The organism is Pseudomonas sp. A39 (assembly GCF_058145955.1).
This window is the reverse complement of record NZ_JBYVMD010000006.1, coordinates 165,172-187,261: the sequence shown is the minus strand read 5'-3', so window position 1 is coordinate 187,261 and position 22,090 is coordinate 165,172. Positions and strand designations below refer to the sequence as shown.

18 protein-coding genes, 1 tRNA gene and 2 pseudogenes are annotated in these 22,090 nt (G+C 51.2%); 14 read left to right on the top strand and 7 right to left on the bottom strand.

Going from position 1 to position 22,090, the window contains the following annotated elements; translation table 11 throughout:
• Window positions 1–258 precede the first annotated feature (258 nt).
• Window positions 259–666: a hypothetical protein gene (locus AC3ZU9_RS06985; protein WP_012721720.1), complete on the bottom strand. Its 408-nt coding sequence runs from the start codon at window positions 664–666 to the stop codon at window positions 259–261.
• A 181-nt stretch (window positions 667–847) separates the two neighbouring features.
• Between AC3ZU9_RS06985 and AC3ZU9_RS06980 the strand changes: the two genes are divergently transcribed.
• The 9 genes from AC3ZU9_RS06980 to AC3ZU9_RS06940 all read left to right on the top strand — a co-directional run bounded on the left by AC3ZU9_RS06980 (window position 848) and on the right by AC3ZU9_RS06940 (window position 12,512).
• Window positions 848–923 (top strand) — tRNA-Thr (locus AC3ZU9_RS06980).
• A 164-nt stretch (window positions 924–1,087) separates the two neighbouring features.
• On the top strand, window positions 1,088–2,416 hold the full coding sequence (locus tag AC3ZU9_RS06975; protein WP_490090474.1) for a tyrosine-type recombinase/integrase: 1,329 nt from the start codon (window positions 1,088–1,090) through the stop codon (window positions 2,414–2,416).
• A 917-nt stretch (window positions 2,417–3,333) separates the two neighbouring features.
• Window positions 3,334–4,314, top strand: coding sequence for an integrase domain-containing protein (locus tag AC3ZU9_RS06970; protein ID WP_490090473.1), 981 nt, complete (start codon window positions 3,334–3,336; stop codon window positions 4,312–4,314).
• Window positions 4,311–4,658 (top strand): hypothetical protein, encoded by a 348-nt coding sequence (locus tag AC3ZU9_RS06965; protein ID WP_490090472.1) that lies wholly within the window; start codon window positions 4,311–4,313, stop codon window positions 4,656–4,658. The genes AC3ZU9_RS06970 and AC3ZU9_RS06965 overlap by 4 nt, the downstream gene beginning before the upstream one ends.
• Window positions 4,659–5,451: 793 nt before the next feature.
• Window positions 5,452–6,663 (top strand): ABC-three component system protein, encoded by a 1,212-nt coding sequence (locus AC3ZU9_RS06960; protein ID WP_490090471.1) that lies wholly within the window; start codon window positions 5,452–5,454, stop codon window positions 6,661–6,663.
• Window positions 6,660–7,232, top strand: coding sequence for an ABC-three component system middle component 4 (locus AC3ZU9_RS06955; RefSeq protein WP_490090470.1), 573 nt, complete (start codon window positions 6,660–6,662; stop codon window positions 7,230–7,232). The genes AC3ZU9_RS06960 and AC3ZU9_RS06955 overlap by 4 nt, the downstream gene beginning before the upstream one ends.
• Before the next feature lie 2 nt (window positions 7,233–7,234).
• Window positions 7,235–9,220 carry an AAA family ATPase gene (locus tag AC3ZU9_RS06950; protein ID WP_490090469.1) on the top strand — a complete coding sequence of 662 codons (1,986 nt, stop codon included), beginning with the start codon at window positions 7,235–7,237 and terminating at the stop codon, window positions 9,218–9,220.
• A 701-nt stretch (window positions 9,221–9,921) separates the two neighbouring features.
• Complete coding sequence (locus AC3ZU9_RS06945; RefSeq protein ID WP_490090468.1) at window positions 9,922–11,016, top strand: GTP pyrophosphokinase; 1,095 nt, start codon at window positions 9,922–9,924, stop codon at window positions 11,014–11,016.
• A gap of 263 nt (window positions 11,017–11,279) precedes the next feature.
• Window positions 11,280–12,512: a hypothetical protein gene (locus tag AC3ZU9_RS06940; protein WP_490090467.1), complete on the top strand. Its 1,233-nt coding sequence runs from the start codon at window positions 11,280–11,282 to the stop codon at window positions 12,510–12,512.
• Between the two features lie 760 nt (window positions 12,513–13,272).
• Here AC3ZU9_RS06940 and AC3ZU9_RS06935 read toward each other — a convergent pair.
• Both AC3ZU9_RS06935 and AC3ZU9_RS06930 read right to left on the bottom strand, forming a co-directional pair.
• A complete protein-coding gene (locus AC3ZU9_RS06935; protein WP_122757694.1) occupies window positions 13,273–13,491 on the bottom strand; it encodes a hypothetical protein in 219 nt (72 codons plus the stop codon).
• Window positions 13,478–13,741, bottom strand: coding sequence for an adenylate cyclase (locus AC3ZU9_RS06930; RefSeq protein WP_490090466.1), 264 nt, complete (start codon window positions 13,739–13,741; stop codon window positions 13,478–13,480). Before AC3ZU9_RS06930 ends, AC3ZU9_RS06935 begins: the two co-directional genes overlap by 14 nt.
• 397 nt (window positions 13,742–14,138) lie before the next feature.
• Here AC3ZU9_RS06930 and AC3ZU9_RS06925 point away from each other — a divergent pair, with 397 nt between their 5' ends.
• The 4 genes from AC3ZU9_RS06925 to AC3ZU9_RS06910 all read left to right on the top strand — a co-directional run bounded on the left by AC3ZU9_RS06925 (window position 14,139) and on the right by AC3ZU9_RS06910 (window position 16,811).
• Entirely contained in the window at window positions 14,139–14,495 is a 357-nt protein-coding gene (locus AC3ZU9_RS06925) for a hypothetical protein (RefSeq protein ID WP_490090465.1), read from the top strand.
• Between the two features lie 512 nt (window positions 14,496–15,007).
• Window positions 15,008–15,250: a hypothetical protein gene (locus tag AC3ZU9_RS06920; RefSeq protein WP_154845697.1), complete on the top strand. Its 243-nt coding sequence runs from the start codon at window positions 15,008–15,010 to the stop codon at window positions 15,248–15,250.
• A 12-nt stretch (window positions 15,251–15,262) separates the two neighbouring features.
• Complete coding sequence (locus AC3ZU9_RS06915; protein WP_122810909.1) at window positions 15,263–15,559, top strand: hypothetical protein; 297 nt, start codon at window positions 15,263–15,265, stop codon at window positions 15,557–15,559.
• 49 nt (window positions 15,560–15,608) lie between these two features.
• Window positions 15,609–16,811: a hypothetical protein gene (locus AC3ZU9_RS06910; RefSeq protein ID WP_122810910.1), complete on the top strand. Its 1,203-nt coding sequence runs from the start codon at window positions 15,609–15,611 to the stop codon at window positions 16,809–16,811.
• A 23-nt stretch (window positions 16,812–16,834) separates the two neighbouring features.
• Here the strand turns inward: AC3ZU9_RS06910 and AC3ZU9_RS06905 are convergent.
• From AC3ZU9_RS06905 to AC3ZU9_RS06895, 3 genes and pseudogenes are all read right to left on the bottom strand, one after another.
• A pseudogene (locus AC3ZU9_RS06905) lies at window positions 16,835–17,505 on the bottom strand (hypothetical protein); the annotation flags it as partial.
• Window positions 17,490–17,681 (bottom strand): annotated as a pseudogene (locus AC3ZU9_RS06900) (SDR family oxidoreductase); the annotation flags it as partial. The pseudogenes AC3ZU9_RS06905 and AC3ZU9_RS06900, both read right to left, overlap by 16 nt.
• Before the next feature lie 147 nt (window positions 17,682–17,828).
• Window positions 17,829–19,130 carry an OprD family porin gene (locus AC3ZU9_RS06895; RefSeq protein WP_093546970.1) on the bottom strand — a complete coding sequence of 434 codons (1,302 nt, stop codon included), beginning with the start codon at window positions 19,128–19,130 and terminating at the stop codon, window positions 17,829–17,831.
• A gap of 411 nt (window positions 19,131–19,541) precedes the next feature.
• On the opposite strand from AC3ZU9_RS06895, the gene AC3ZU9_RS06890 reads away from it, so the two are divergent.
• Window positions 19,542–21,629, top strand: coding sequence for a TonB-dependent receptor (locus AC3ZU9_RS06890; protein WP_490090464.1), 2,088 nt, complete (start codon window positions 19,542–19,544; stop codon window positions 21,627–21,629).
• Between the two features lie 64 nt (window positions 21,630–21,693).
• Here the strand turns inward: AC3ZU9_RS06890 and AC3ZU9_RS06885 are convergent, their stop codons facing one another.
• The gene (locus AC3ZU9_RS06885; RefSeq protein ID WP_043204643.1) at window positions 21,694–21,909 is read right to left on the bottom strand and encodes a hypothetical protein; all 216 of its coding nucleotides are present in this window, start codon (window positions 21,907–21,909) and stop codon (window positions 21,694–21,696) included.
• Window positions 21,910–22,090 lie beyond the last annotated feature (181 nt).

Below are 22,090 nucleotides of genomic sequence, written 5' to 3'. Positions count from 1 at the left end.
AGACGACAAAGCAAAACCCACGCCGAATGACACAGGGCCGACACCTCCAGAGCGCTAAACCTGCTGAGCCTGGAAGATACGCCCCATTAACTAGACCAAATTGATCGCAGTCAGGCTGTAGGCTTTTGCTGCTGATGCTCACGCCCGGCAAAAAAAGGTATTGGACTACGAGAAAGGTGCGGACACGTGCGCGCAAGGGAGTTGAAACTTGTGACGGCCGGGCACCCGAGTGCCCGGTTTTGAAGCAAACCTGCCTTGTCAGCGGACACGGCGCTCGGTGAACTGGTAGTCGTCCTGGCAATCGCTGGTGGGGTCCGATGCCACACTCACATAATGAACGGTGTCTGCGTCCAGCAGCTTATAGGTGTACACATCCGGCGAACGCACGCCATCTGTGCGCAGCTCATTCTTACCATTGGCCGCCGCCCACGAACCTTGCTCGGTCTGGATCACCTGCGTCTGCTGCGCATCGCGGTAGAAGGTAATAACGAAACGACCGTCAGGCTTGAGGGTATTGGTCCACGACAGGAACTGGCATTTACCGGTCTCGGTGCGCAAGCCTTTCCAAGTGCCAACCAGCGCGGGGTCGTTGGCCGACTGATGGGTGGAGCACGCACCGAGAGCGGCGGTGAGGAGGACGAGGGACAGGGAGAGAGTCCGTTTCATATGGGGCTTCCTTTGGTTTGGACAAGATTGCCGAGATAGACCCTTCGGCATTAAGAGAAGAATCCTACCCTTGCTGGTCGAAAAAAGGGGCGAGTGTGAGAAAAGCTTGGGTTTTGCAAAAATAGTCAGAATTCAGGGGTTTACAGAACCTTTCCAATCGCTATAATCGTCGCCCTAACACGCCGGTATAGCTCAGTTGGTAGAGCAACTGACTTGTAATCAGTAGGTCCCGGGTTCGACTCCTGGTGCCGGCACCACATTAGGCTCCATTGCATTCCACCGAATGCTCTGGAAGCCCCGAAAACCCGCCCTTTGGCGGGTTTTTTCGTTCCAGGACCCTCTGTCGGGATCCAACAAAATCCCCCTTCCCCGAGGGTATGTTAGGGGTACTGCGATTTTCCGGTCAGGAGCGCGTACCCCTATGCCACGTCTAGCGATCCCTCTCAGCGACCTGCAATGCCGCACGGCCAAAACCCGCGAGCGCGCCTACAAACTGTTCGACGGTGGCGGCATGTACCTTTTCGTCAAACCCAATGGCGTGAAGACCTGGCGCTTGAAGTACACCAAGCCCAGCGGTAAGGAAGGCACGCTCATCATCGGCAATTACCCCATCGTTACCCTTTCCATCGCACGACGTAAGCGAGACGAGGCCAAAGCGTTGCTGCTCGACAACCTCGACCCAATGGAAGAAAAGAAGAAGGCCAAGATCGTAGCCCAGCGGGCGGCACTGCTTTTCGAAACCGTTGCTCTGGAGTGGCACGCCGACATGTCCCGTCGCTGGACCGAAGGACACGCAAAAACCGTGATGAGCCGACTGCGTACCCACGTCTTCCCGCTGATCGGCCAACGACCCATCGCTGAACTCGATACCCATGACCTGTTAGAGATCACCCAGCGCATCAAGGAACGCGGCACCATGGATGTGGCGTTACGGGTACAGAACTACTTATCCACCATCATGCGCGGGGCCAAAAGGGCTCGGCAGATCACCATGAATCCTGCATTGGATCTGGCAGGCTCGATTCACGCGCCGCGCACAGTCCATCGCCCGGCCCTATCCCTCAACCGCCTACCCGAACTGCTACACCATATCGACAACTACAACGGCCGCGAGCTGACACGCCTTGCCGTCCTACTCACGCTGCATGTATTCGTCCGCTCCAGCGAACTGCGCTTCGCGCGATGGAGTGAGTTCGACCTCCAACGCGCCATGTGGGAAATCCCCGATACACGTGCACCGATTGAAGGGGTACGCAACTCCACTCGCGGGACCAAGATGAACGGCGACATTCAAATGGTTCCGCTGTCGCCGCAGGTCATCGAAATACTGGAGCGCCTGCGAAGCCTCAGTCGTTTTTCAGAGTTAGTGCTACCGGGCGACCACAAGTACTGGAAGCCCATGTCCGAGAACACGGTGAACACCATGCTCCGCAACGTCGGCTATGACACCAGCAAGGACGTGTGCGGCCACGGCTTCAGGACCATGGCCTGTAGCGCCCTGCTGGAGTCCGGGTTATGGACCGACGCAGCCATCGAAAGACAAATGAGCCATAAGGAACGCAACCGCGTGCGCGCCGCGTATATCCACAAAGCTGAATTTCTGGAGCAGCGCCGGCTGATCATGGCGTGGTGGAGCAACTACATCGACGCCAACCGCCATGGGCATGTGACGCCTCACGAATTCGCTCACCCAGTCGGTGACAACATCACCGCCCTGCAAAAAAGCCGTGGCGCATTCAAACGCGGGTAAACGTGTGAAATCACCGCAGTCCGCCCTTCCATGCGGGTCCATCCAAGCGGGGCTGCAAAGCCGCCCTGCTTGGATGGACCTCATTTAAAAAATCTAAAGCCCACGCAACTGTCTGTGGAAAACCACTGATTTCCACCGGTGGATAATTTTATCTACAGCCGCAGAACTCCCGAAAATTCGAGCCTTGACCCGAATTATCCACAGGCGTAGAAAAGATCGGGCAAAGCGCTGTCGTCGACAGCAACCCAGGTAGCCAGAACCTTTGAGGCTACGCCACACCGTGGTGGTTCTCCCAAAGTGCGATTAGCGTCCGGCGGCTCGCACGGTCACTCACCGAGTGATGGATGCCTACTTCAGATCATTGCCATTGCGGCAAATACATCCCCCTACCCAGCTGCCCTGCAGCAACCTATCCGCTTGGCCATTTCACTGCGCCAACTTGCGCCCGTCTCTTTCTCCCGGAAAGAGACGGGCGCTCCTACCGCTGCTGCAGCCCAGCTCGTACAAGGCTTTGCGGCATTCCCCCTCGTGACAATCGGCGTGACAAACACCGAAGTCACCCACAACAGCGATGCAGATGATGGTGCCGCAGCCCACGGAATGGACGGCACCTGACTGACAGTCAGGCATGCCCCGGTCATCGCTTCACTGCCTTCACCCGACTCAGGATCTCGCGGCGCTGGTCTCGTCAGCTAGCGCAGCCTCCACCCGCCCACTTCTTCGGAAGTGCTCAGGAGGCCAGATCATGAGATGCCCAAGCTCCCGGGATGCGCTCCCCGGTCGGAAAGAGCCGCCAGTCCCGCGTTAGTGGACAACCCTCACAGGTCGCAGGGGCCTTGATCCCTGATAACACTCAACATCCTTGGCGGGATGACGTGGGGAAGGTTTTAAGAGTTTGCTTCGAGAGGAGTTCGATCATGGCATTCGTCGGTAGACGAGACGGGCGAAATTTTGGCTATGGCCGGCAGTTGAGTTATGCCGGGCCACAGGCATTGCGAGATCTATTTGGCGGAGGGCATTACGGCACAGTCAAAGCGCACAGTGATCGCTGGCAGGCATTTGTACGCTGGTGTCACTCGGAAGATGGGCCGGGGTTTAACGATGCGCGGCAGATTGATCGGCAGACTTTGCTGGATTACGCCGGACATCTACGCCAGCAAGTTGAACAAGGTGAGTTCACCATTGCCACCGCGCAAAACCGGTTGTCCAGTGTGAACCGAACAATGGCCGCGCTTCGCGGTGACCCGTATGTGAAAGTGCCGAGTCCGAGCAAGGCGTTGGGAATGCAGCGCAACAGCGTTCGTTGCTCGGTTCCGCAAGGCCAAGACCGCGAACAGGTGAAGCGGATCGTCGACGTGCTCTGCGAACATCAAATGCCGCGCGCGGCGGCCATCACTCAGTTGGCGCGAGCCACCGGCATGCGCTTACGCGAGGCCATTTTGGCCGACCTTCCGCGCCTGAAGCGGGAGTCCGAACAATACGGGAAGATCAACATCCAGGACGGCACCAAAGGTGGCCGCTCAGGTGCGTCGGCACCCCGCTGGATTACAGTAGATGACCATATTCGTGACGCGCTGAGGTTTGCCGAACAGGTCTCGCCAGACGGTAGCCGCAACTTGCTTGCACCGGACGAAAACTACCTCGGTTTTCAACGGCAGATCGTCCGCCCTGCACGGGACATCCTCCATACGCACGACCTCGAAGGCTTCCACGAGTTGCGCGCGGCCTATGCGTGCGAACGCTATGAGCAAATCACTCGACATCTCGCACCCATCTACGGTGGCAACTGCTACCAGCTCGACCGACTCCTTGATCAGGAGGCCCGAGTGCAAGTCAGCTATGAGCTGGGGCACAGTCGTATCGACGTGGTGTCGGCTTACATTGGGGGTCGAGCATGAGCATGGCATTCGATATGGAGCTGTTCCTGTCAGGCGTCCTGACCGGGTCGCATACCACACGCCAACGCCACCTGCGTCAGGCGAAGGCTATCCAAACAGCAATCGCTGAGCGCTGGCAACGGGACAATCCATGGACTTGGCAGAGAAAACACCTTTCGTGGTTTTTGAATCACCACCTAAACCAGCACACTGAATCGACGCGCTATTACTATTTGCTGACCATGCAATTACTCACTCATCGCTTAGGAAAACCCTGGCAGATCAACCGCCAGACGAAGGTCAGAAAACGGCCCAGAGTGTGTAAAAACGTTTTCCAGCACAGCACGCTTCCGAAACCAGACTGAAATTCGCGTTTCTACGCAAAATCTGTGTCTGCTCACTTGCCGATAAATTTCAGATTTAACGTAGATACGCCCACTTCAATTTTGGCGAAGCGTTTTTACACACTCTGGGCCAGAAGCGGACGCTCCGTCCATATCTCTTTTCGCAGGAAGTCGCCCAATGACGCCCGCCAAGGATCCTCCGATCACGTTTGATTTTTTGCTTGGAAAGCCTGTTGGAGCTCGTATTTGCTAGGAACTGACTTGCCTGAAATGATTTGATCGGAGGGGGCCCTAAGGGTCGAATAGCGACGGGGATAGTCATGGTCAGACCACGATTACGAACAATTGAAACCGTGGTCTGACCCGAACTCCTCTTATTTGAAGGACGTTTCACTCGCCTGTTGAGGCAGCGAGCGAATGACAGATATCGGGGAGTTGTTACCGAATCGTTGGCAACCGACTCAGTTACGCAAGATGAGATGCCTCGACGCTTACGAGCAAAGCGCAATATAAATACTAGCTCTAACAGCTGCTCGACTGGCGTCAGCGTGATGAGTACTCGCATTGAGAGATAGGATGCGCAGCAAATCGCGAGACTCGTAACCGGCCAGAGTGGTCACAGCGAAGAAATCTAGACGTTGACTCAACGCTCTGATGGCAATTCGCCCCTAAAAAGCACTATGCTCGCAACTTCGCTAGGCCAGTAAAGTGTTAGCGCAGACATGCCAACACTGCCTCCAGAACACAATTGATCTGTCGACTTGCATCGCTATTGCGACTACGACAGTCGTCCACTCAGGAAAAGGACATCCAGATGAGCATGATCACATGGGTAAAAAAAGAGAACAAACCCAACGCGGTGATTTTCGTACACGGTTTAAAAGGGGGCCAAGAGACCTGGTCTTTTGACGATAACATCTCATTCCCGAGTCTTTTAGCGACCGACCCGCAGCTGAGTGACCGTTACGATATTGGATGTTTCAATTATTTCACCACATTCACCACCACGTATGGTGTTACCAAAGGCTTATTTGCACGCCTATTTAGCTCAAGGAAGAGTATCAGAACAAATCTTCCAATCACTGAAATCGCTCAATTGTTACGCACAGAATTTGAAGTTAATCTAAGTGATTACGAGAAAGTCATGGTCATCGCACACAGCATGGGTGGCCTGATATCAAAGGCATGCATTCTTGGCCAGTTAGAGGAAACCCAGTCAACAGCAGTTAAGGGATTTATTTCCCTTGCAGTCCCACACACCGGGGCAAAAATTGCGAACATGGGGTCTTTCCTGTCCTCTAACGTTCAACTTAATGATCTGAGTGTCTTGAGTGATGCGGTCTACCAATTCAGCCGAGACTGGATAAACACGTCAACCCCACCACCTACAAAATACATCTATGGCGCACATGATAAATTTGTCGACAAAAAAAGCGCACTTGCAATTGAAAGCCTGAAAAAAGACTCAAGAGCGGTAGATGAAGACCATACCAGTATCTGCAAGCCCAAAAGCAAAGACGAAACAGTCTACAAAGCGGTAGTTAAGTATGTTTTAGAGTTTGAAGCGGCATACAAAGCCCCTCTTGCAGTACAGGACTTCAAAGATAACAACCAATACGACGATCATTTTTTTGTACTCAAGATGGTCATAGCCGATGTTCATGAAGGCATTACAGGCAACGCAAAAGGATACTTCTTTAATGCCGAAGAAGCTAGGAAACTGTTTACTAGTGACCATGACAAAAAGCTTCTCAGTGTCCTGTACGGTAAAGTACGAGAGATTTACCGCCAAGAACACGAACACCATATAGCGAACAAAACTACGCCAGATCAGTTCGTACAACGAGTGCATGCTAAAATAATGAGCGAAGACGGTTCATACCTCAAAACTTTGTTAGCTGAATTGGATGGTGTTCACAAAAAAGGAATGATTCATCAGCTTGCCAACAAGGAGGATATTGACGTTGTGTGGTCCGCCAATACTTCCATTGAGGATGTACTAGCTAAAAAAGGATCATCACAATGAACCAAACGCTGCCTTATTTATTGATAGACGATGATTTTTCATTAAACTATTCGTTGCTAGCACTCATAATTTATAAGTTAGGCGTATCCTCTAAGAAAAATGCAATATTGGACTTTGAAAAAATCCAAGTATTTATATACCTTACAAAAAACCCTTCAAAGATAAACGAGGTGCTGAGATTAGCAGGAAAAAAATTCGTACCACTCAACTCTCAGTACACCTACACTATTGAGAGCCTGTCAACAAATGTTGATATACTCTTCAATCGATCAAAGCTTAAAATTCTAATCAGAGAATTAGCAGCACGTGGAATGTTGGCATGTGACAATCAAACTGATCCGAGTTCAATTAAGTACCTATTGAGCCCGGCAGGAAGTTTTTTTGTAGAAAGCCTGATTGACTCGACCTCCGACGAAGCAGTGTCTCCTTCGCAACAGCACTCTATCAGTCCAGATAGCCAAAACTACTTCTCCGCAGCTTTAGAGGTAATAGATAGTCTATTGACTTTACAAGCGCAAACAACTACCAAACTTTATTCATATCTCAATGAAGTTTTCAAAAGGAATTGAAATTGAAATCACACATCAGTATTAGCGGTCTCAATCTCGTTGGCTATCGAAAGATTTACTCAATACCTTTTTTCCCAGGTGTGAACATTATTTACGGAGATTCAGATACTGGTAAGTCGAGTATTCTAGAGTTTATAAATTATCTACTCGGTGCCAGCAGCATTGAACTTTCAGACGAAGTTAACGCAACCATCGAGTACGCAGCTCTGGAGCTAGAAATAAATGGTGTCTCTCTCACCATAAAGCGCAATATCTACGATCCAAAAGCACACATAGAAGTTTATCCGTGCGTATTTGAAAAATGCGCTGATTTCTTTCCAAAAAAATATTCGCCCAACTTTACTGACACACATGCTCCAGATGGTTTTTTTTCCGACTTCTTATTGGATAGCTTAGGCTTCCCGAAAGTAAAAATTAAGGTTTCACCTTCCAAAGCAGATTCTGAAGTAAAACGGCTCAGCTTTCGAAATCTATTCAAATATGTATATGTCAACCAAGACGATGTCGGAAGCAAAAGCTTCTTAGATTTAAACAACTGGATAAAATCCACTAGCAACCGTGAAGTCATTAAATACATTTTCAATGTTTTGGACTCAAGCATAGCAGAACTAGAAGTTCAAGTTGCTGAGCGCACTCGCGAAAGTAAGAAACTTCTTAACAAATACACATCCGTTTCTGAATTCTTAAGAGAGACGGGCTACGACAGCCAGACCTCCATAGATGAATCGATAACAAAAATAGATAAAACCATAGATGCACTTGAAATCGAATTTACAAAAATCAACGACTCTATGGTCGCCAGCTCTCAAAACCACACAGAACTTAAAGCGATTTTCAACGAGCTATCATTAAACGAAAAACACGCAACACAGGAAATCATTAAGACGAGAGCGCAAATAGAAAAGTACTCACGTTTGAAAAATGATTATGAAAATGACATTGCAAAAATAAATAGCATCATTCATGCACAAACTAGGATTGGTCAAACTACTGAGCATGCTAACCCCTGCCCTGTTTGCGACACTCCTATCGAGCCAACGCAAGCGACTGATAGTTTCCCAGCAGTCAACAGAGACACCCTGTCGGATGAACTGAATTCCATTCAGAAAAAAAAGAAAAGCATACAATCGCTAATTGATGAGCTATCGACCAAATCGCGTGAATTAGCTAAAGACCAAGCAGCATACAATTCGGACCTGTCTCGCGCGAGAGAAATGTTGGACACCGAAAGCCAAGCAATGATCACGCCGTATCTTACGCAGCGCGATACCCTGGTTAAGGAAATCGCATCCAACAAAAAAGCTCGCGACTACCTAGTTAACAATATACGCGTTAGAAATCAGCAGCAAAAAATCCATGACACGTATGAAAATTTGAATTTGGCAATAAAGCAATTAAACGAGCGACTTGCTGAGCTCAGAGAGACGGCTCCAAGTATTGCCGAAGTTTTGGAGGCGCTTGGAGATTACCTCAGCAAATATCTCAAGAAAGTAAATATTAAGAGGCAGGAAGGGATTAGCATCAGCCCTAAAAGCTTTGCGCCTGTTATCCGAAATCGTGATTATCTTAACATAACGTCGGGTGGACTTAGAACGATATCCTCCGTCGGTTTTATGATTTCCCTTCTAGAGTATGCGATTGACTCTGAAATAAACCACCCCAGGCTACTAATGATTGACACAGTAGGTAAATATCTGGGCAAAACCACGAAAGAGAAGTATCAAGATCAGACTAACGTACAGGAAGATACTCGCGAAGGTATTTCTGACCCACTGAAATACCAAAATGTTTATGAATATCTGCTTAGCGTAGCTAATAAAGCCGAAGAGAAAGAAGTTCCATGCCAGATAATTTTGGTAGACAACGACGTGCCTGATACATTTGTTAATCGGTACAAGGCTTACATCGTTGCTCACTACAGTTCTACTGGAGAAAACGGGCTAGCCGTGGGGCTGATCGACGATATTGAACAACAAGTAAATAATTAAGGAAAAAATAGGAATCAGGGACGGATTTATTTGATTAAAAATAGATCCGTCCCCTTTATCAGGATTTATTTTCTCGGCATGTGCTAATCGAAAACAGATAAATCTGTCCCCTTTTCCGTGCCTTTTCCGGATTATCACCACGTATCCGTACAGAGCGACCTACAGCTTGCAGGGTGACCGCGTGATGGTCTTCCGGATTCTTCACCAGCATTCGGAGCGTCGGGAGGATTGGTGATCGTTAATATGCAGAAGCGTCCAGGTATTTGACCCACTGATTACAGGTCAGTAGGTCCGACTCGTCACCACAGTACAAAGCCCCTTAACTCTGGGCTTTGTGGTATCTGGCGCTTGGATGAATATCGGCAGTTGCAAGAAAATAAATCCGTCCCCTTTTTCGTTTGTCCCCTTTTTCGTTTTGTTATTTCTGGGGATTTGCTTCGCCTTCCTGTGGCGACTGCCTAGCCATCATTACGCACCTTTCTGTATTCCTTGAGCAGACCGCTTTGCCTCCATTTCCGGAAATAAATCTGCGGCTCTCTTTTTCAATTTTGGTCATTTGGGTAGAGAAAAAGTAGGCAAATATTGTTATGGATCGCTATAGTGGCCAGTAGATGGCCATTTCTGCGATTTATATTCAGATTTGTGATTTTCTGTCGATGAATGGTTCAGTGAATTGTAAGAGCATTGTGAAGGAGTACGTTATGCCCTCGTTGGATTTCGATCAAGAAAAAGTGTTGTTCCGAGAGTTTTACTCCGACAATTTGAACTTGCTTGGGGATGCAAAGCTTTCATTTTGCGCATTGATTAATGCACTAGTTACTCACTCTGGAAATGTTGCCCTATCTAAAATTGAAGGGCGAGTAAAAGATAAAGAAGAGTGCATTAGAAAATTCAACATTAAATATAGAAAGAACCTTGAGGCAGAGCAAAAAATTTACTCTATTCAAGAACATATTACAGATCTTATAGGTCTTAGAGTTGTCTGCTTGTACGAGGACGACATAGAAAACATCAAAAACATTTTATGCGAGCATTTTGATTTAATTGATGTCACTGATAAAATTTCTTTAATTGAAAAAACCGAAGATTCCTTTGGTTATAAAGGGCTTCACTTAGATCTGAAACTGGGTGAAGATCGCAGAAAAATGTCTGAATACCAGGCATATTCTAATTTTAATTTTGAAGTTCAGATAAGAACTATAATTCAAGACTCATGGAGCGTATTGGACCATAAAATAAAATACAAAAAATCCATTCCCAATCGACTGAAACGAAGGATAAATACTCTTGCCGCTCTTTTTGAATTGGCAGACCGAGAGTTTAGAGAAATACGAACTGCAACGGATGAGGAAATAAGAAGGGCAGAGGCGGTAGAGGTTGAGGATCTAGAAGATACCCCAACAGGTCTTGATCAAAAACAGCCTTTATCCGAATCTGCAGTAAATGGTGGGAGCTTGTTAACTGCTTTTGGATTCTTAAAAATCGCGAAGCATTTTTTTAGAGATTTTGATTTCGAAGCTCATAAGGTAGATGGCTTTACTCAAGAGATAGTTTCTATCGAGCAAGGTATCACTCGGAGTGAGTTTAACTCCTACATGAAAAATAATATCTCTAGGGTTAAGCAATACAAAGCCTCTTTTGAGGCCGCATCAAGTACTGCTGAAGCTCTGAACCCTTACACCATAATCAGACACTGCTTGTATCTCGGAAACAAAGAGAAATTTTCTTCGATTTTAACGAATGTATCAAAAGAGGCTTTCGAACAATGGCTAGCATTAGCTGAAACTGGTGCTTGAATGGCTTTAATCTTACGTCACCATCGAAAGTCAAAGGTGTTCAAAAATAAATTCATTACCTTTCGACGAGGCACCAGAGACTGTAGAACAGGCTATCTATTGAGGTTCGAAAACAACTAAAAAAAACGCTCTACTCAGCGTCGTTTTGGATCGGAAGTGGTGAAAGAAATTAACCGAAAGCAACCGGTGAGGGCGTTTACAAATTCTGGGGCGATTCAATGTGTGGCAAACTCAAGGTTGTGCCTTAGCCGAGTCAAGTAGTGATGAGAACAGATCTACGAGATCACGAATTTCCTGAGCTGTACCGAAAGCTTCTAACTCTATTTCCAGATAAGCCGTGGCTGAAAAGGGTAGCAAGCCTGCAACACCAAGTGAACGAAAATCCTATTTCCAAGTTCTGGCTCTGGCAGGTCAACGTCGTAGCATATGGCCTTGCTGCTTTCGACGCTCATGGCTTGGAGCAGGTCAATATTGAATGCTGGAATGCCGTCAAGCAGGCAATGATCTTCGTATGCCAGGTCTTGGACATCCACGATACCGCCCAACCCGATAATGCGCGGATGTTACGTGGGCGTATCAAAGGTGCTCTGAGTAATCCAAACGACATGCGAGGCATTCGTTTCGAGCTGGGGATGGCAACACATCTCTTCAGGCAGGGATGTTCGATCACTTGGACTGATGAGCATCGAGGCGATGAGACCTTCGACTTACTTGCAGGCGTGCCGGGCGTTGGGTTAGTTGAAGTTGAGTGCAAGACTCTTTCTGCTGACAAGGGAGAACCTATACCTCGGGATACCGCTTACGCCTTTATCAATCGCCTGCTGCCAAAAATAGATCCGGCGTTGCCTTTTCAAGGGCGTTTTCTCTATGCCATCTCTTTGGTTTTTCAAAACAACATCCCAAAAGAGACGGCTGCGCAAGGGGTCATCGCGGCGGGAGTTGCCGAAGCTATAAAGCGTGGGGATCAATCTCTTGACGGAATTTGCTCGATCCACCTGCAGGCGTTGGATCTACAATCCCTAGGGATTGGGCTTGAGCCAGATCTTCTGCTTGATTATTCAAACAGAATGCTCGGGTATGAACCTGCACACCAAGTTATCAAGGACTTGGCCAAGGCCGGATACCTTGCTATTCGTGTTCAAAGCGTGGTGCCCAGTAAGCTCGAGTCAGCGATGAACGATTTGGCGAAAAGGTCTATCCGTAATCAGTTGACCGGAAAGCGCCCTGGCTGTCTGGTAATGAGGATTGAGCGCCATTCGGGCGATAGTCTTGAGGTACTCGCCGAAGATGAGGGCAACTGGCTGGCGACAAGCGCGACAAAGCTGTTGCTGAATCCCGCGCATTCCCACCTTGCGGCCGTTGTGTTTGTCAGTGCGCCAGCGGTGACAACCGTAACCGAGTCTTCCGAAACCGAGCAGAGCAAAACCTACATCTTCGAGAATCAGCAAGGGAATTACCCGCTCCTAGGCCTAAACCGCCTTTTTGAAAGTCGGTAATGGGTGAACGTATGGTGGCTGCTTTGGGCCGCCCCCTGCGTGTGACCCATAGCTGAAATACTCGGCTACGCTCCAGCTCTGGAGGTTTACTCGGGCATATTCTGCTATGGATTATTACCCCAGATCGATGGTACCCAGACTCACCATACATCCCGAGTTCGATTCCACTGAACTCCATAACTAGCTGATTTATTTATAGTTACCGGTTGGGGTACGTAAAATTTTCCACCGAACTCCAGACCCGCAGAAAACCTAGCCCCGCCGGCCATTACCGTTCGTCTGGTGCCGCACCATTTAAAATCAAAGGCTTGCAGCGATGCAGGCCTTTGTTTTTTGTGCGAAACGTAACAAGACACGTAACAAGCCGCTTATCTAGGCGACCTCCGTGGGCACTTAGCTCCAATTTGAGGGCTGCTTCTATGTCAACGACTCCCACCGCCCCCCCCTGAAATAGCTCGCCTGATGCAAACGCATGGGGACCTTTTCGATAAGCATTTCTCGCATAAGCTGGATGAACAGTCCGCCGTACTGAAAGCTCACCTCCTGATAGAGGGCGTCATCCGTGACTTCAACTACCGCTCAGTTCAGAACCCAGAGCATCTGCGGGGAATACGGCTCACCTTTCAGCAAGTAGTCGGCATAGCTCGATCGCTCATGGTTATTAAAGGGTCAGGGAGCAACAGTCTCTGGGACATGACAGACCAGCTCAATAAGGCCGGTTCAGGGGGCCGGGGCACCCTCAGCCCCCTGGATCAAGGAATCAACGAACATTAAAAAACCACAGAACAAGACCCATGACAAAGCCTGCCCCTGCCATTTGCAGATAGAACGGCAGAAATGCTTTTAACAGCGCGACAATGTCATCACCACCACTTAACCAATACCCGGCAATGTGAAAGAACGCACACATAAGCACAAGGGCCAACGCACAGGCACAAGGAAGATAAACAGCGACCCACCAGGGTTCATTTTTTCTCATTGCCGTCTCTTTTCTTCAAGTAGAAATCAGCGCCACCGTTGAACGCCCCTGACGATGCAGAATCGCCCAAATTACCGAATATGGAGGGAACGGGACTTTGCGGGGCGGGCTTGGTTATCGTCCACATCCCCGTCGGTACCCACTCATACTGCTTCGACACCGGGTTAAGCAGTTTATCCAAGGGGCCCTTGACCGCGTTACCAAAGGCGAACCCCACGGACGCGCCCGCTTTACTTAACAAAGCGCCCATAAACGGATCATCGCCACCCTCTAATTCTGGGCGTCACGGGGATAAGCAACGCATGGGTGTCACGTATCCTATACACGGGAATATTTTTTTCCGGTGCACCCATCAAAAGTGCGTAAGAAGTGTAAGTGAGATTTTTTATCTATCTCTATCCCTTACATTTCAATAGCTTAGAATAATTTCTAAACCGTAAGTAGACTGTCAGATCAGCGTCGGCGCCGAACAGTTCGTGACTGTAAGTGACGCCCCCCCAATGAATCCGGGGCTTTTCAGGCGTTTCTCGACCCGCTGAGGCCACTTACGTGTCAGGAGGGGGTGTACCTGGAAAAAGTTTTCAGCAGCCGTTCAGGCACGCCACACCAGACTGCTCTCGCCTCGTGACTTTAATCCGGAGAACACCATGACAAAGCCCAGCTCCGTCGCTCCCATTCCAAAAATTGAAGTCATCAAGAAAGGCGCCCTGTGGGAGGTCCATTGGGACCACCAGGAAGGACCGGCCAGCCTGATTCTGTTCAACCGCGCTGACTACCTGCGGGGCTATATAGATGGTGCGTTGGACATCCTTGGGATTGATCCCGATTGCGTGTGCCGCGCCAGCGGCGTGACCGGCACGGTAAAACGACTGACTCAACATCAGGCCGACACACTTTATGGCGCATTGAACCAGTTGCTGGCCCCGTTGGTAGAAGCGGAATTCGCCCGCCTGGAACGCCTCGGGGCCCTTCCTCATGTACGCGGCTCCGCTGCAAAAGTTTGAAACCCATCTCCCCCATGTAATCAGCCTGCCAGGCCCAACTGGCGGGCAACTCCCGGCATATCCTGAGACACGCCCTGTACCTGCAATGACGTGCACTTTCGACAGGTTGCGATTCTGAAAACCGCCTGGTTCGAATGTTTTAAAATTTTCGACCGAATGAAACTGGGGCTCCAGCCCTGTCCCGTTCGTGGTCGTCTGCTGCACCGTTGTGCAACCGCACTGCACTTCTCTTCAAAACTTTGCAATCTGTGAAACTGCCGATCGCCCGCAGTGCGCCCCGGCCCGCCTGGGCTGCCGGTTCGTTTGCACCACATCCGGGTTTGCACAAAAAAAGGACGCAAACCCCGTCGGCGGGAGGGGGATAAGTGCTTTTTTGTCCAGTTTTTCTTGCCCAAGCAAATTTGAAGTTGCGCCCAGGTACGCGCTTCGTCGGATCACCGCTCAGCCAGTTACGTGCTGCAATATACTGTTTATATATACAGCATTAGTAACAAGCGAGCAGAGCCAACGAAATGACGAATGAAAGTGACCTCACCCATAGCACCGTGACCTCTGCCTGGTTAGAACTACTGCGAGATGAGGAGGCGTTGCTGCGTCACCCAGGGGCACACCATAAAAAGCTGATTGACGGGGCGTGCGCGCTGCATAGAGCACAGCTGATTGGCCATGCAGATCTAGCTGATCTACTTGAGCAAGCGGATGGGGCACTGGCGTACGCCGTTGAGGCGCTCCTGGATGAACCAACCGACCATTAGGGGACGATTTATATGCACATGCTGGTGACCCCGATGCGCTGCAAGGGCGTGGCCTTGGACCCACAAGAAAGGAGGCGTTATCCGGCAATTAGGGGTGACGTACTTGTAGCCTCTGCGACGAGCAACGAACTTGGCCGGTGCTCAAATGTAGCGCGGGTATCGAAGGGGATGCCGTTGGAGCCTGATCCATTGCCTCAGCTGCTCGATGCTAACCTGTCCGGAATGGCCCCAAACGGTTTTGTGCTTAGCGGCATTGAGTACCTGGAAGGATGCGCGTATGCACAATCTTGGTGGTGCCGACTTGAATAGGTGAGTGGTGCTACGATCAGGGCTGTTCAGTTATCAGAAGGATCAGATTATGCAGGGACTCTTTTTAGGTGCTGGTGCTTCTTATGAACTTGGAATGCCTCTTGTAGTGGAACTGACAGAGACAGTGAGGGCAGATCACACTCCTGATCTAGTGAGAAAATTTGCTAAAAATTCACAATGGCATAAAGAACCAACTGATTTTTTTCTGAATATTCTAGCCAATACAAATATGCATTACGAGGCCGTCATTGGTGCCATCGAAGTTATGGCTCAGCGACAAGGACCACATGCAAAAGACTACGAGAGCATTCGGACCCACTTGGTAGACATGGTTTCTCGTTACTTAACAGAGGAACACTCAGTGAGGAAACCTCTATCCATTTTAGGACTTAGATATTTAGAAGGCCTTAGAAAATACTTCCAGGAAGATGAACCACTAAGAGTATTCAGCCTAAATCACGACGTAATGATAGAAGAAATTTGCTCTTTTATGGCTGAGCCTTTAAAAGCAGGATTTTACCGAAATCCTGAATATTGCAAATCTGCTTTTAATGGCGCATCAATTGAATTCGAGTTTGAAACTCTTACGAGCGAACAAATGAAGAATGGGGACCTAGACTTCTTCACTGCAGGTGAACGAGGAGTAAACCTGTATAAGCTACATGGCGGGTTAGACACCTTCCTATTCAACTCATGTGAGGACTACGTCAGATTTCGCTCACCTGGACGTCTGCCTGGCGATCATATCCAACTAGTTGTTGATCTGCAAAATGCGAACCATAAAGTGGAAATCGAAGATGGCATAAGAACGCTACAAATAATGACTCTTAGGGACTCAGCACAAGAAGTTCAATTCTTTGATCGCAGCTTAATTACAGGAGCATTTAAATTCACACGAAACAATAACGATCGCAGACGCGGACTGACAGTTATGTTTGACAAATTCAAATCAGACATCTATCACGTAACAAATCTAACTTGTATTGGATACGGCTTTGGCGACTTGCACATCAATGAAATTCTCGTTAAGTGGCTGTGCTCATCAGCAGATCATAAGCTCACCATAGTGGACCCTTTCATTACCACCCTCCCGTCTTTCGTGTTGCATTTAGCACCACAAGTTGAAATTATCAAAAAGTCATTTTTTGAGCATGTGGCGGCGCCGAACATGAAAAACGAAAAAAAGTTTCAGCTCTACATGCACAAACAAACAAGAGAATATCAACGACTAACAAGGCTCAAAAAAATATAACTTTCAAGCTTGGACCAGGGGAACTAGTTTCTGATTAGCTTATTGGCCACTGCTATTTTCTCGTTAAACATAGCAGCATCGCTGGCTACTGGTGCTGCACCGGGATTGTGTACATGGCTGACTAACTGACTATTCATTTGGCTCACCAACTCAATAAGGTCAGCTGCAGAACGTTGACGCTATCGGATCCTATCCAAGTTTTCGGAGAGTGCAGGCGCTGACTGACCGCCGCGACACTTTTACGCACCCCTTGAATCCTTTCCTCCATATCGCCACCCACCGTGGCGTTATGCTTCTGCCCCACCACCAGGTTCAAGTCCCGTCCAGTCGCCTGATGCAGATCATCCACCGCCGCCAAACTCGCGGATCCGCCCGACAAAAGCTTGAGCGCGCCCAGCGCCTCGATCTTCTTGATCCCACCCGCTGACTCGGTTGAATGATCGTCCACTGTCCTGGTGTGGCTCTGGAAGCTCTCGGTGTTCTGCATCGCCTCCACTTCCCGCTCGATCGCTTTGTCCTGGATCTTGCCGTCCGTTTGGCGCAGCCAGTTACCGTCAGCGTCGACGCGCTGCTGGCAGGCCTCGCTGTGCTGCCACACCTGCTCTCCCTTCGGCACCCGGGGCAGGCTCAGGCCGTGCGGCAGGATCTGCGTGATAAAGGGCTTGTGCGGTAGGCCGTACCCCGCTTGGCATATTCGATCGCCAATGATTTGGTCGCTGAGTTCAGGCCGCCTTTGGTGAGGTTGGCAAGTACCGACGGTGCGCCATCGATTGCATGGTCAGTCAGGCTGGTGGTGATGTTGACGATGTGGCCGGCCTTGTTCTTTTCCATCTCGGCAATGGCAAGTTGAGTGATATAGAAGAAGCCGTAGGCGTGCGTCGGGAGGGGATAAAGATGGGGCCGGATACATCATCAGTGCCGCGGTGTAACAAACATGTCTCGCACTGGCGGGCATAAAAAAACCCCGAACCAGTCGGGGTTTTTTAGCGCCTGGCATCAGGCGCGACGCCAGATCAATTAGAAAACGTTGATCGGGTAGTCGGCGAACAGACGGATTTCGTTACCGCCTACGTTGTACTGGTCAGCGTTATTGGAGACCCGCAGCCACGAGGCACGAGCACGCAGGCTCAGGTCTTTGGCCGGACCACTCTGGACCACGTACTTGAACTGGTTCCAGATTTCACGCTCGGAGCCATCGCCGCGGTTGGTGCCGTCGTCGATGTTGGTACCGCGCACGTAGGCGACGTTGTAGGTCAGGCCCGGTACGCCGAAGGTGGCGAAATCGATGCCGTAGCCGAGTTGCCACGAACGCTCGTCCTTACCGTTGAAGTCAGACCAGTAGGAGTTGGCCAGCAGGATGGTGTTACCACCGTCGCCGATGCCGCCAGCGTTGCGGTAGCCGCCATACAGGTAGCCGGTGTCGCCGGTGCTGCGCTGGTGAGCGACGGTGAAGCTGTGCGGACCAACGGCCCACGTGGCACCCAGGCTCCAGATTTTGTTGTCGCGGGCGTCAGCATCTTTCTGGTTTTCCAGGGCGAAGCTGCGGTCCAGCTTGGTTTTGTAGCCGTTGAAGTCAAACGTCAGCGACTGCTTCTCTGGCAGGGCCAGGACGTAGTTGACGTTGACGTATTGCTTCTTCAGCACGTCCTGCATGTCAGAGGCATACAGCGCAGCCGACAGGCTCTCGGTGAATTTGTAGCTACCACCGATGTAGTCGATGCTTTTCAGGCGGCCGCTGTCGGTGCCTTCCGCGCTCTTGCGCGCTTCTTTGGTGAAGTGACCCGCGTCCAGTTGCAGACCGGCGATCTCTTTGGAAACGATCGACGTACCGGTGTAGGTTTCCGACAACAGACGGGAGTTGTCGTACTGCAGCACAGGTACGGCCGGGAACTGGTCACCGTACTTGAGCACGGTGTTGGAAACGCGGAACTTCACGGCAGCGCCGCCCTTGGCCAGGTCGTGTGGTGCCGAGCCAGGGTTGTCGGTGGTGCCATTGCCCGGTTTGAAGAAGTCGATACCGCCCGCGCCGGCGCGACCTTTACCACCGTCCAGACGGATAGCGTATTGGCCAATCACGTCCACACCCACACCGACGGTGCCTTGGGTGAAACCAGACTCGAGCTTGCCGATGAAGCCTTGGCCCCATTCGGCTTTGTCTTGCTTGCCGTTTTTGTAGTCACGGCTGATGTAGGCGTTACGTGCGGCGATGTTCAGGTGGCTGTCTTCGATAAAACCCTTGGACTGGTCCTGGTCGTTTGCCATTGCTGTCGATGCGCTCAAAATCCCCAGAGCGATCAGACTCATCCGTTGCTTCAACATTTTCTTGTATTCCTTATTCCTGGTTGAGTACGCGCTGTGACACCAGGCTCCGTGTCGCTTTTCTGGTGTCGACTGATTCCGGAAAAAAGAAGGCCCGCGGACGACTGAACATGCCGCGGGCCTTTTTTATTGGATGAGTCATGGCGGTTAGCCACAGGCGTTGGGCGCAATCCTAGTCGCGCCCGGAACTATGTGTCAATTTCGCGAATCGTCTGTATTTAGGCGAAATAATTCTAAGCGATGCGCTTTAGCAGTTCTGAAAGCGACAAAAAACCGCACCTGAAACGTCAAAAAACACATTTAGTAATACATTTCTAAGCCGGTACGTTTGGGAATGCATAACTTGCGCAAATGCAAAGCATTACCATTAGCGCGCAGTTTTCCTCCCTAACAATTCGGATACATTCCTTCATGCCAGCCCCTCGCCTGACGCCCCTTACCCTTGGGCTTTCTGTTCTGCTGTCTGCCGGTTTTGCCTGTGCGGCCACCACCTTGCCCGAAACCTCGATCAGCGCCGAAGCTGACGAAGACGACCCGCGCGTCAAGGAAACCAGCACCGCCACCCGCACCGCCACACCGGTGCGTTATGTGCCCCAGGCTATCGATTCAGTGAAGACCGAAAGCCTGCGTTCCTACGGCACCAATGACCTGGGCCAGGCGTTGAGCGGGATTCCCAACGTGAGCAGCGGCGCCGACACGCGTTTTGACAGTTTGCGCATCCGCGGTTTCGACGCGAGCAATGACTTCTATCTGGATGGCATCCGCGACGACAGCCAGTACGTTCGCGACCTGCATAACATCGAGCGCATCGAAGTGCTCAAAGGCCCAGCCGCGGTACTCTACGGGCGAGGCGGTCAGGGAGGGATCGTCAACCGCGTGAGCAAACTGCCCACCGCCGGGCACACGTCGAGCATCGAGGCCCAAGGCGGCAGCAACGATCTGCGCAGTGTGTATGCCGACCTCAGCACCGACCCCACCGACAACATCAGCCTGCGCCTGAACATGGGCAACCAGGACAACAACAGCTTTCGTGATGGCGTCAGCGGCAATCGCCAACTGTTTGCGCCGTCCATGAGCTGGCAGCTCACGCCGGACCTGAACTGGCTGGTGCAGTACGAATACAGCCGCTACAACCGCACGCCGGACCGTGGCATTCCCGGGGTCAACGGCCGGCCGGCAGATGTGAGCCGCAGCACGACCTACGGCGACAGCCGCGATTACATCGACGACAAGACCCAGTCGCTGCGCTCCAAGTTGGCCTATGAGCTCAACGACAACTGGCAACTGCGCCAGACCTTAGGCGTGTTCAAGCTCGACAGTGATTTCGACAACACCTACCTCACCGGCTACACCCCGGCGACCAACAGCGTCACGCGCCAGCGCTGGCAGCAGGACCTGACCACCCTCAACATCTTCAATAACGTCGAGCTCGAAGGTGGCTTCAGCACCTTCGGCCTTGAACACCGCCTGCTCACCGGCCTTGAACTGGGCAGCCAGCGCCGTGATCCGAAGCTGTACACCGCCACTACCGTCGCACAAGTCGGCCGCGCCGTACCGCCCCTGGACCTCAACCAGCCCAATCGTAACCTCAGCCATACCGGGCGGATGAGTGTGTCGAGTGACAACCACACCGAAGTCGAAAGCCGCGCCCTTTATGTACAGGACCAACTGCGCCTGAATGACCAGTGGCAGATACTCGCAGGCCTGCGCTACGACCGCTTCGAGGTCGACACCAAGAACAAGCTGCTCAACACCCAGCAGGACGTCAAAAGCCACAGCACCAGCCCGCGCTTCGGCCTGGTCTGGACGCCGCTGGAGCATCATTCGTTCTACGCCTCATGGAGCAAGACCTTCTCGCCTGCGGGTGGCGGCCTGATCGGCATCACGCCAAACGCCGCCGGCAGCGTCAACGACCTGAGTCCCGAGCTGACCAAACAGAAGGAAATCGGGGTCAAGAGCGACTGGCTCGACGACCGCCTGAGCACCACCCTGGCGGTGTACGAACTGGAACTCTACAACCGCCGCACCAGCGACCCACTGGACCGCACCATCACCCTGCTCAGCGGTTTGCAGCGCTCACGCGGCGTTGAGCTGACCGCCACCGGCAAGCTCGTCGGCAACTGGTACGTGCGCGGTGGTGTCGGCCTGCAAGATGCCAAGGTCGAGAAGGACAACAACGGCTTCGAAGGCAAGCGCGTCAGCGATGTGGCCAAGCGCAATGCCAGCCTGTTCATCACCTGGAAACCGGAGATGGGCTGGTATGCGGAAACCGGTTTGACGTTGGTGGGCGATCGCTATGCCGACAGCCTCAACACCGTGGTGCTGCCGGGCTATGGCCGTTGGGACGCATTGGCCGGCTTCCGCCAGAAGGAGTGGGATGTGCGGGCGGCGCTGAACAATATCGCGGATAAAACCTACTACGCGTCTGCGACCAGTGTGGCGCAGATTCAGCCAGGGGATCCGCGCAGTCTGGTGGTGACAGGCACGTACAGTTTCTAAAGCCACACACCCTTCAAATGTGAGAGCGGGCGTGCTCGCTCCCACATTTTGATCTCAGTGTTCTCTAGTTGTTTATCAACTCGCACAACGCGTGCACTTCGTCCTCACTGAACAAGCCCACCGGGTACCGTTCACTCATCACGCTGCGCCAATCAGGCTGCTGCCGGATCTGCCGCGAGCCGTTTTCCTTCAACCAGAGCGCCAGCGCATGAATCGCGTCGCCGTCGACCCGCAAAGGGTGGAACGTACGCGTGTACATCAGGTTGATATCGGCATTCATTTCAGCGCTCTCTCCTACTGCGTGAGCGGCTAACTTACTCAAGGTTTATGACAGAACTGCGCAGTCATCACCCTGGGCCACTGTGACAACAGCGATACAAGAGCTATGCCAATGTCTCGTGTTCATAGGCAGGTGGACACAAAAAAGCCCGCGACCTTGCTGGGGCGCGGGCTTGCTGGGG